Origin of the sequence: Nocardioides sp. NPDC057577, assembly GCF_042801335.1 — a bacterium.
GTDB lineage: Bacteria > Actinomycetota > Actinomycetes > Propionibacteriales > Nocardioidaceae > Nocardioides.
Window position 1 is genome coordinate 1 of sequence record NZ_JBHVGB010000206.1, and the last position, 9,790, is coordinate 9,790.

A 9,790-nucleotide genomic window follows, 5' to 3' on the forward strand; every position below is an offset into this window, starting at 1 on the left:
AGGTCTGGTCGCTTGTGGCCCGGCGCCCCTCCGAGCGGATCAGTAGGCGCCCAGCATCCGCTTCGCGAACCCTGCGTACTCCCTGGCGATCTGATCGGGGGGCGAGGTTCCGTCGGTGCGGAACCAGGTCACCAAGCCGGTGCACATCGTCGTGATCGCCTTGCCGGCGTCTCGTGCGTGGGTGACCTCGAGACCGCCTGCGTCGACAGCGGCCGCGATCTGCTCGTCCAGCAGCTCTTGGACGTGGTTGCGGGAGTCGGCGATTCGCCGGTAGTTGTCGGGTTCCAGGCTGCGCATCTCGCTTGCCCCGATGAAGGCGAGATCGGTGCGGCAGGCATGGTAGAGCGCGAGTGCTTCGACGATGAGAGCGACACGACTCAGCGGATCCTCGCCCTCGTCACGCGCTCGTTCGACCCGCCAGTTGAGGTCGGTCATGGTGATGTCGAGTATCCGGACGAGCAGGTCCTGCTTGCTGGCGTAGTGATGGTAGACGCCGGGGATGCTCATCTCAGCCAGCTCGGCGATCGAGCGAAGCGTGGCCCCGTGGTAGCCCGTCGAGACGAACGCGCGGATGGCCGCAGCGAGGATCGGATCGATCGGTAGCGGCGAGAACTCGCGCCAGTCGCCGGCTTCCGCGGCCCGCTCGGCCGACGCCGACCCCGGTGGCGTAGATCTGGCGGCCTCGGGACTGCCGATCAGATCGCGAACATCGACACCGAGGGCCGCGGCGATGTCGTGCAGCCGTGGCACCGATACCGCAGTCCGACCGTTCTCGACGGCACTCATGGTCGCGGGACTGACGCCGATGCGCGCTGCCAGCTCCCGGAGGCTGACGTCGCCGCTCTGTCGGTGTCGTCTGACGGTTTGGCCGACAGTGGCATCCACGCTCATATGTTCAGTCTACCTGAACACTCCGCGCAACGGCCAAACGTCTTCACAAGCTCTTGACGGCGCGCACATGTCCGTGTGAGAGTCCGATGTTTAGAGGATACCGAGCGAGCGTTCTGTTCGCCTGAACAAGGAGGATGTTGATGGCTGAGGCCTATACGCAGCGGCCCTGGCTCGCCGCCTACCGCGACGGGAACCCGGCCGACATCGACGTCGAGTACCCGAGCCTGCTCGCCGCGTTCCGGGCCTCTGTCGCCCGCACGCCGGATGCTCCCGTCATCAAGTACTTCGATGGAGCGATCACCTTCGCCGAGCTGGACGCGTACAGCGACGCAGTCGCCGTCGCGCTGCGAGAGATCGGCTTCTCGGCCGATGACCGCCTGGCTCTGTATGTACAGAACAACCCTGCGTTCGTGATCGGTCTCCTGGCCGCCTGGAAGGCGGGAGGGACCGCGGTGGCGGTGAACCCGATGAACAAGACCCGCGAGCTGACGTTCCTGCTGAAGGATTCCGATGCGAGCGTGCTGCTGTGCCTCGAGGACCTGTACGAGTCGGTGGCCCGCGACGTCATCGGAGCTGGTGAGACCGCGGTCTCGACGGTCATCACGTGCTCGCCGCTGGACTTCCAGACCCGCAACGACGACCGACTCTTCAAGGACGCGGCCAGGCGCACCCCTGAGGGAACCCTGGCCTTGGCTGCGCTCATCAGCGAGCACAGCGGCAAACGGGTCGATGTCGTCCGTCCCGATTCAGCTGCCGTTGCCGTCCTCACGTACACCTCGGGCACCACAGGCGAGCCCAAGGGCGCCATGAACACCCACGGCAATCTGGCCTTCAACTCTCAGACGTACCGAGACTGGGTGGGCCTTGGGCCGGAGGACTCGGTGCTCGGCGTCGCGCCGCTGTTCCACATCACCGGGCTCGTCGCGCACGTCGGTGTCGCGTTGCTCGCGGGGTGCCCGCTCGTGCTCGCCCACCGTTTCGAACCCAACGTGGTGATGGACGCCATCCGTGAGCACCGAACCACGTTCACGGTCGGTTCGGTCACGGTGTTCGTCGCGCTCACCAACCTGGACGGAACGCGCACAGAGGACTGGGAGTCGTTCCACGCCATCCTGTCCGGCGGCGCACCGATCGCACCCGCGCTGGCCGAGTCGCTGCGGGCGAAGACGGGCCGCTACATCTACAACGTCTACGGGCTCACCGAGACCAGCAGCCCGTCCCACGGCGTCCCGCTCGGTAGTCGCGCGCCGGTCGACCCGAGCTCGGGTGCGCTGTCCGTCGGGGTTCCGGTGTTCAACACCGTCGTGCGGATCTTGGACGAGGACGGCGAGGAGGTGCCGGTCGGTGAGGTGGGCGAGATCGCCACGAGCGGTCCACAGGTGGTGCCGGGGTACTGGCGCCGGCCCGAGGCCACCAAGGCGTCGATGCCCGGTGGCGAGCTTCGCACCGGAGACGTCGGGTTCATGGACGAGGCCGGCTGGTTCTACGTGGTCGACCGCAAGAAGGACATGATCAACGCCGCGGGCTACAAGGTGTGGCCACGCGAGGTCGAAGACGTGCTCAACGCACACCCTGCGGTGCGCGAGGCAGCCGTGATCGGCGTACCTGACGAGTATCGGGGCGAGAGCGTCAAGGCATTCGTCTCCCTCCAGCCCGGCGCCGAGGCGTCGGCCGAGGAGCTCATCGACCATGCCAAGCAGAACATGGCTGCCTACAAGTACCCGCGCTCGATCGAGATCATCGGGGAACTGCCCAAGACCGTCACCGGCAAGATCCTTCGCCGCGAGCTGCGAGGTCAGGCCAAATGAGCGCCGGGGTCGCGGCGTACGCCGGTCTGGACCGTCTCGGTCCGGCTCTGTCCCAGGCGCTCGATGACGACCGCTGGATCGAGGCCACCGCCACGTTGGTGGCGGGCGGCAAGTCCAACCTCACCTTCGAGGTCGAGTGTGCGGCCGGCGCGGTGATCCTGCGCCGGCCGCCCGGCGGAGACCTGCTTCCCAGCGCCCACGACATGGGCCGTGAGGCCCGTATCCAGCGAGCGCTGCAAGGCACAGCGGTGCCTGTGGCACGGGTCCTGCTCGAGGACGACGGCCGGCTGATCGGGGCTCCGTTCTATGTGATGGAGAAGGTGATCGGGCACAGCATCCGGGAGCACCTTCCCAGCGGGTATGCCGAACGGCCGGAGGACAAGGTCGCCCTCGCCGATGGCCTGATCGATGCCCTTGCCGCACTCCATGAGGTCGATCCGGACCAGGTCGGTCTGGCCGACTTCGGGCGACCGCATGGATACCTCGAGCGGCAGGTACGACGTTGGAGCGACCAGTGGTCCCGATCGAAGACCCACGATGTCGCTGCCGTGACCGAGCTGTCGGCTCGCCTTTCAAAGCAGGTCCCCACAGCCGAGCGGACCAGCATCGTCCACGGCGACTACCGCCTCGACAACTGCATGATGGATCTCGACGACCCAGCGCGCGTGCGTGCTGTTCTCGACTGGGAGATGTCCACCCTGGGCGACCCGCTGACCGACCTCGCGCTGATGTTGCTCTACTGGCGCGAACCGAGCGACCGGCGGTTCCGGCTGACCCCCGCGATCACCCAGGCGCCCGGATTCCCAGGACGCCGCCATCTGGTCGCGCGGTACGAGCAGAAGACCGGTCGCCCCGTCGAGAACCTGGCGTTCTACGAAGCCTTCGCGCACTACAAGTTCGCGGTCATCGCCCAGGGCATCGCTGCGCGGGTGGCCGCCGATGCCATGGCAGGTCAGCAGTTCGGAGACCTGGACGCAGAGGTGCGGCTCATCGCCGAAGAGGGCCTCGAACGACTCGAACGACACGAACGAGAGGACTGAGGATGGACTTCGACCTTTCCCCCAGCGCGCAGGACGCCTGCGCGCGGATGTGGGACTTCATGCGCGAGGAGGTCTTCCCCGCCGAGGCGACCTATGCCCGACACCTCCTCGAGCACGGCCGGCACAGCCTGCCTCCTGTCATCGAGCAGCTGAAGGCCTCCGCACGTCGGCGCGGCCTGTGGAACCTCTTCCTGCCGCAGCTCTCGGGGCTGAGCAACCTCGAGTACGCCTCGGTCGCGGAGATCTCGGGATGGTCGCCGGTGATCGCGCCGGAGGCCATCAACTGCCAGGCGCCGGACACCGGCAACATGGAGACGCTGCACCTGTTCGGCACCGAGGAGCAGAAGAGGCAGTGGCTGGCGCCGTTGCTCGAGGGTGAGATCCGTTCTGCGTTCGCGATGACGGAGCCCGATGTGGCCTCCAGCGATGCCACCAACATCCGTACGACGATCCGGCGTGACGGGGACGAGTACGTCATCAACGGGCGTAAGTGGTGGACGAGCGGAGCGATGGACGAGCGTTGCCGGGTCTTCATCCTGATGGGGAAGACCGACCCGTCGGCGTCCACGCACCGTCAGCAGTCCATGATCCTCGTCCCGAGAGAGACCCCCGGGGTCGAGATCCGCCGTGACCTGCCGATCTTCGGATTCCACGACCAGCACGGCCATGCCGAGATCACCTTCGACGACGTCCGCGTCCCGGCCGGCAACCTGCTGGCACAGGAGGGTGACGGCTTCATGATCGCCCAGGCCCGCCTCGGCCCGGGCCGGATCCACCACGCCATGCGGGCCATCGGGATGGCCGAACGTGCCCTGGCACTCATGGTCGATCGCGCCAAGGACAGAGTCGCGTTCGGGAGCGCGCTGGCCGACAAGGGCGTCGTCCAGGAGCTCATCGCCCAGTCCCGGATCGACATCGATCAGGCCAGGCTGCTGGTGTACAAGACGGCGTGGCTGATCGACCGGCACGGTGCGGGGGGTGCGCGGACCGAGATCGCTGCCATCAAGGTCGCGGCCCCCGCCGTGGCCACGCGTGTCATCGACCGAGCCATCGAGGTCTTCGGCGGCGCCGGGGTCACCGAGGACACGCCACTGGCCTACTTCTACGCGTGGGCCCGGATCCTACGCATCGTCGACGGTCCCGATGCCGTACACCGACGAACCATCGCCCGCGAGGAGCTTCGCCGTGGCAGCCCCATGGCACCGGCCGAAGCTCCGGCAGACAAGAAGGAGGCTCGATGAGCACCACGCTGAACGGCAGGACCATCGTGATGTCGGGAGGAAGCCGCGGCATCGGGTTGGCGATCGCGCTACGTGCGGCCCGCGACGGCGCGAACATCGTGATGCTGGCCAAGACGGCAGAACCACACCCGAAGCTGCCCGGCACCCTCGGCGAATCCGTCCGCGCCGTCGAGAACGCCGGCGGACAGGGCCTTGCGGTTGTCGGTGATGTCCGTGACGACGGCGATGTCCAGCGAGCGATCGACTCGGCTGTCGACCGATTCGGCGGCATCGACATCGTCGTCAACAACGCCTCGGCGCTGGACCTGCGGCCAACGGCCGAGATCACCATGAAGTCCTACGACCTCATGCAGGACATCAACGCGAGAGGGACCTTCCTACTCAGCAAGCTGGCCCTTCCCGCCCTCGAGCGCAGCCCCTGGCCACACATCTTGACCCTCTCGCCGCCGCTCGACCTACGTCCGCGCTGGGCCGGGACGTACCTGGCGTACACCATGGCGAAGTACGGGATGAGCCTGACCACCCTGGGGCTCGCCGAAGAGCTGCGCGAGGCTGGGGTAGGGGTCAACTCACTGTGGCCACGCACCACGATCGCGACGGCTGCGATCGCCAACATCCACGGCGGCGACGAGACGATGCGTCGCTCCCGCACCCCCGAGATCATGGCGGATGCGGCGTACGCGGTCCTGACCAAGGACCCGCGAGCATTCACGGGCAACTTCCTCATCGACGAGGACGTCGTGTCCGAGTCCGGGGTGGCAGACCTGGATCGATACCGTGCCGTCCCCGGCGACGGGCCGTTGGCGGAAGACCTGTTCCTCGAGCCGCTCGGGAGCCGGTCGTGACCCCGGTGTCCTGCTCGGTCAGCGGCGGTTTCGCACGGGTCTGCCTTCAAGACATCCAGCGTGGCAACCCGATCGACCAGGCGATGGTCGACGGACTGGCCGAGGCGGTGCGGGAGATCCGCGAAGCCGACGTCGCTGTCGTCGTCCTCGAGTCTGCTGCCGCTGCCTTCAGCGTCGGTGGAGACCTGCACGCGTTCGCCGCCGCTGAGGCGCCCGACCGTCTCATCGACGACCTCGCCGAGAGCCTGCACCGGGTCGTCAGCGAGCTCCATCGACTCGACGCGATCGTGGTCGCGGTGGTCCGTGGCGTCGCTGCAGGGGCAGGGCTGTCATTGGCCGCAGCCGCCGATCTCATCATCGCGGCGCGGTCGGCGCGCTTCGTGATGGCCTACACGGGGGTCGGGCTGACGCCGGACGGTGGTGGTGCACTGCTCCACGCCTCCCTCGGGCTCCATCGTGCTCTGGGGCTGGCCCTGCTCAACCCGACCCTGACCGCCGACGAGGCCCACCAGGGCGGTCTGGTGACACAGGTGCATCCGGATGAAGAGATGGACGCCGCGGTCGACAAGGTCGTCTGCAGCCTCACCTCGGGATCCCGCGCCGCCCTGGTGTCGACCAAGCGACTGATCCGGGACAGCGCCATGCCAGGAGCCGAGGCGACCCTGCGCAGCGAGACGGCCTCGATCCGCTCGCGTGCGGGAAGCCCGGACGGACGTGAGGGTGTGCGCGCCTTCATCGAGAAGAGAGTGCCGATCTTCCCGGAGAACCCAGTAGGAGCCGGCCATGCCCGTTGACCGCCTCATGCCGACCGAGGAGTCGGCCGACCTCATCGAGCTGACGCGTGCGATCGTCGACAAGGAGCTACGAGGCGCCGTCGATGAGGCGGAGCGGAGCGCCACCTTCCCCCGTGACATCTTTCGCACCCTCGGCCGCGCCGGCCTGCTGAGCCTTCCGTACCCGGAGGAGTACGGGGGCGGCGGACAACCGTATGAGGTCTACCTTCAGGTCCTGGAGGAGATCGCCTCCGCCTGGGCCGCGGTAGGGGTCGGCACCAGCGTCCACGCACTCAGCTGCTTCGGGCTGTTCCACGCGGGCACCGAGGAGCAGAAGCGGACATGGCTTCCCGACATGCTTTCCGGTGAGCTTCTCGGTGCCTACTGTCTCTCAGAGGCGCATGCGGGCTCCGACCCCTCGGCCATGCGCACCAAGGCGGTGCGCGATGGTGCGGACTATGTGATCAGCGGCGCCAAGGCGTGGACGACCCATGGCGGCCAGGCCGACTTCTACAAGGTGATGGCCCGGACCTCGGACGACGGTGGACGGGGAATCTCCTGCTTCCTCGTCCCCGCCGAGAGCGACGGTCTGTCCGCCGACGTGCCGGAGTCCAAGATGGGCTTGATGAGCTCGACCACCGCGACGATGCTCTTCGACGACGTCCGGGTGCCGGCCGAGCGTCGCCTGGGTGCTGAGGGCGATGGGCTAGCGATCGCACTCGCCGGCCTGGACTCCGGCCGGCTGGGCATCGCAGCCGTGGCGACCGGTGTGGCGCAGGGGGCACTGGACGCGGCGATCGACTACGCGAAGCACCGCGAGGCCTTCGGCAAGTCCATCATCGACCACCAAGGGCTCATGTTCCTGCTGGCAGACATGGCCGCCGCCGTCGACTCCGCCCGAGCGACGTACCTGCATGCGGCGCGGCTTCGCGATGCCAACCGGCCCTTCAGTCGCCAAGCCTCGATCGCCAAGCTCGTGTGCACCGACAACGCCATGCGTGTGACCACTGACGCCGTCCAGGTGCTCGGCGGCGCCGGCTACACCCGCGACTTCCCCGTGGAGCGGTACATGCGCGAAGCCAAGGTGATGCAGATCTTCGAGGGCACCAACCAGATCCAGCGCCTGGTGATCGGTCGCGACCTGCGTCGCTGACCCGAGCCGGGCCTCTCAACGAACAAGATCCCAAGAAATGGAGCAACACATGCAGCTCGACGGCACCTCGTCGATCGTGACCGGAGCCGCCTCCGGCCTCGGCCAGGCCACGGCAGCAGCGCTGGCCGCCCGCGGAACCCGTGTGTTCGGGCTGGACCTCGACGTCTCGAGCGCACCACCGGTCGAGAACGTCACCTACGTCCAGACCGACGTCACCGACCCGGAGGAGGTCGGGCGCGCAGTCGCCACGGCCGCCGAGGCGGCACCGCTACGAGTGGCGGTCAACTGTGCGGGCATCGGTCCGTCGGCACGCATCCTCGGCAAGAAGGGAGCCCACGACCTCGCCCTGTACGCCAAGGTCATCCAGGTCAACCTCGTCGGGACGTTCAACCTGCTCGCCCTGGCCGCCGAGGCCATGGCGCAGACAGCGCCGCTCGAGCACGGTCAGCGTGGAGTAGTCGTCAACACCGCATCGGTCGCGGCCTACGAGGGCCAGATCGGTCAAGCCGCGTACGCCTCGTCCAAAGGTGGAGTCGTCGGCCTGACCCTCCCCGCGGCTCGCGACCTGGCCCAGCACGGAATCCGGGTCAACACCGTCGCCCCGGGCATCGTCGAGACTCCGATGCTCGCCACCGTCAGCGAGGAGTTCCGAGCAGGCCTCGCCGATGGCATCCCCTTTCCGAAGCGACTGGCCGAACCCGCCGAGTTCGCACAGCTCGTCCTGTTCCTGATCGAGCACGACTACCTCAACGGTGAGACCGTCCGCATGGACGGCGCCCTTCGCATGGCCCCCCGCTGACCCGAGTGACAGCCAAGGAGAAAACAGCCTCATGACCACCGCAGTCATCGTCGACGTCGTCCGTACCGCTTCTGGCAAGGGCAAACCCGGAGGCGCACTGTCAGGTGTCCACCCCGTCGATCTGCTCGCCACCGTTCTCGAGGCCCTGGTGACCAGGAACATGCTCGACCCGGCCGTCATCGACGACGTCATCGCCGGCTGCGTCACCCAAGCCGCTGACCAGGCGCTCAACATCGCCAGGGTGTCCGCACTGACCGCAGGGCTTCCCGTCGAGGTGCCCGGCACCACCATCGACCGTCAGTGCGGCTCGTCCCAGCAGGCGGTGCACTTCGCCGCCCAGGGCGTCATGGCAGGGGCCTACGACATCGTGATCGCGGGTGGCGTCGAATCGATGAGCCGAGTCCCGATGTTCTCCTCAGCCGATGGTGGCCGACCTCAGGAGCCGCTGCGCGCCAGGTTCCCGTCTCTGCCCAACCAGGGCATCGGGGGAGAGCTGATCGCTGCCCGTTGGAAGCTCGACCGCGACGCCCTCGATGCGTACGCGGCCGAGTCGCACCGCCGTGCCGCCTTCCACGCCGAGGCAGGGGACTTCAACGACGAGATCGTGCCGGTGACCCTGCCGGACGGAAGCCAGCACATCGTCGACGAGACCGTCAGGCCCTCGACGACCGCCGAGGGACTCGCGGGCCTGGCCCCGTCGTTCCAGGACGACGACATCGCCGCTCGCTACCCAGAGATCTCCTGGTGCATCACCCCCGGGAACTCCTCGCCGCTGACAGACGGCGCCAGCGCGGCCCTGATCATGAGTGAGGCGAAGGCTCTCGAGCTCGGACTGAAGCCGCGAGCCCGATTCGTCGACTTCAGCGTCGTCGGCTCGGACCCCGAGATCATGCTCACCGGCCCGATCCCGGCAACCACCAGGATCCTCACGCGCGCCGGCTTGAGGATCGATCAGATCGACGCCTTCGAGGTCAACGAGGCATTCGCGCCCGTTCCCCTAGCGTGGGCAGCGGAGTTCGACGCCGACCCGGCAAAGCTCAATCCCCGAGGGGGCGCGATCGCGCTGGGCCACCCGTTGGGCGGGTCCGGCACGCGCCTGCTCGCCACGATGCTCAACCACCTGGAGGCGACCGGCGGTCGATACGGGCTCCAGACCATGTGCGAGGGCGGCGGAATGGCCAACGCCACGATCATCGAGCGGCTCGCCTGATCGCCGTCGCCTGACCAACAGCCACCCGGA

General features: G+C 67.8%; 9 protein-coding genes. 8 read left to right on the forward strand and 1 reads right to left on the reverse strand.

Annotated features, from left to right (window positions below):
• Window positions 1-39 precede the first annotated feature (39 nt).
• On the reverse strand, window positions 40-891 hold the full coding sequence (locus tag ACFU7D_RS26295; protein ID WP_378872950.1) for a TetR family transcriptional regulator: 852 nt from the start codon (window positions 889-891) through the stop codon (window positions 40-42).
• A 140-nt stretch (window positions 892-1,031) separates the two neighbouring features.
• Here ACFU7D_RS26295 and ACFU7D_RS26300 point away from each other — a divergent pair, with 140 nt between their 5' ends.
• From ACFU7D_RS26300 to ACFU7D_RS26335, 8 genes are read left to right on the forward strand one after another with little or no spacing between them, the layout of a single operon-like run.
• Complete coding sequence (locus tag ACFU7D_RS26300) at window positions 1,032-2,699, forward strand: class I adenylate-forming enzyme family protein (protein WP_378872952.1); 1,668 nt, start codon at window positions 1,032-1,034, stop codon at window positions 2,697-2,699.
• Window positions 2,696-3,739, forward strand: coding sequence for a phosphotransferase family protein (locus ACFU7D_RS26305; RefSeq protein ID WP_378872954.1), 1,044 nt, complete (start codon window positions 2,696-2,698; stop codon window positions 3,737-3,739). The genes ACFU7D_RS26300 and ACFU7D_RS26305 overlap by 4 nt, the downstream gene beginning before the upstream one ends.
• A 2-nt stretch (window positions 3,740-3,741) precedes the next feature.
• Window positions 3,742-4,980, forward strand: a complete 1,239-nt coding sequence (locus ACFU7D_RS26310; RefSeq protein ID WP_378872956.1) for an acyl-CoA dehydrogenase family protein — start codon at window positions 3,742-3,744, stop codon at window positions 4,978-4,980.
• The gene (locus ACFU7D_RS26315) at window positions 4,977-5,825 is read left to right on the forward strand and encodes an SDR family oxidoreductase (RefSeq protein ID WP_378872958.1); all 849 of its coding nucleotides are present in this window, start codon (window positions 4,977-4,979) and stop codon (window positions 5,823-5,825) included. The genes ACFU7D_RS26310 and ACFU7D_RS26315 overlap by 4 nt, the downstream gene beginning before the upstream one ends.
• Window positions 5,822-6,619: an enoyl-CoA hydratase-related protein gene (locus ACFU7D_RS26320; RefSeq protein WP_378872960.1), complete on the forward strand. Its 798-nt coding sequence runs from the start codon at window positions 5,822-5,824 to the stop codon at window positions 6,617-6,619. Before ACFU7D_RS26315 ends, ACFU7D_RS26320 begins: the two co-directional genes overlap by 4 nt.
• Window positions 6,609-7,751 carry an acyl-CoA dehydrogenase family protein gene (locus ACFU7D_RS26325; protein WP_378872962.1) on the forward strand — a complete coding sequence of 381 codons (1,143 nt, stop codon included), beginning with the start codon at window positions 6,609-6,611 and terminating at the stop codon, window positions 7,749-7,751. Before ACFU7D_RS26320 ends, ACFU7D_RS26325 begins: the two co-directional genes overlap by 11 nt.
• 49 nt (window positions 7,752-7,800) lie before the next feature.
• On the forward strand, window positions 7,801-8,550 hold the full coding sequence (locus ACFU7D_RS26330; protein WP_378872964.1) for an SDR family NAD(P)-dependent oxidoreductase: 750 nt from the start codon (window positions 7,801-7,803) through the stop codon (window positions 8,548-8,550).
• Window positions 8,551-8,581: 31 nt separating this feature from the next.
• Window positions 8,582-9,760, forward strand: coding sequence for a thiolase family protein (locus ACFU7D_RS26335; protein WP_378872966.1), 1,179 nt, complete (start codon window positions 8,582-8,584; stop codon window positions 9,758-9,760).
• Window positions 9,761-9,790: the final 30 nt, after the last annotated feature.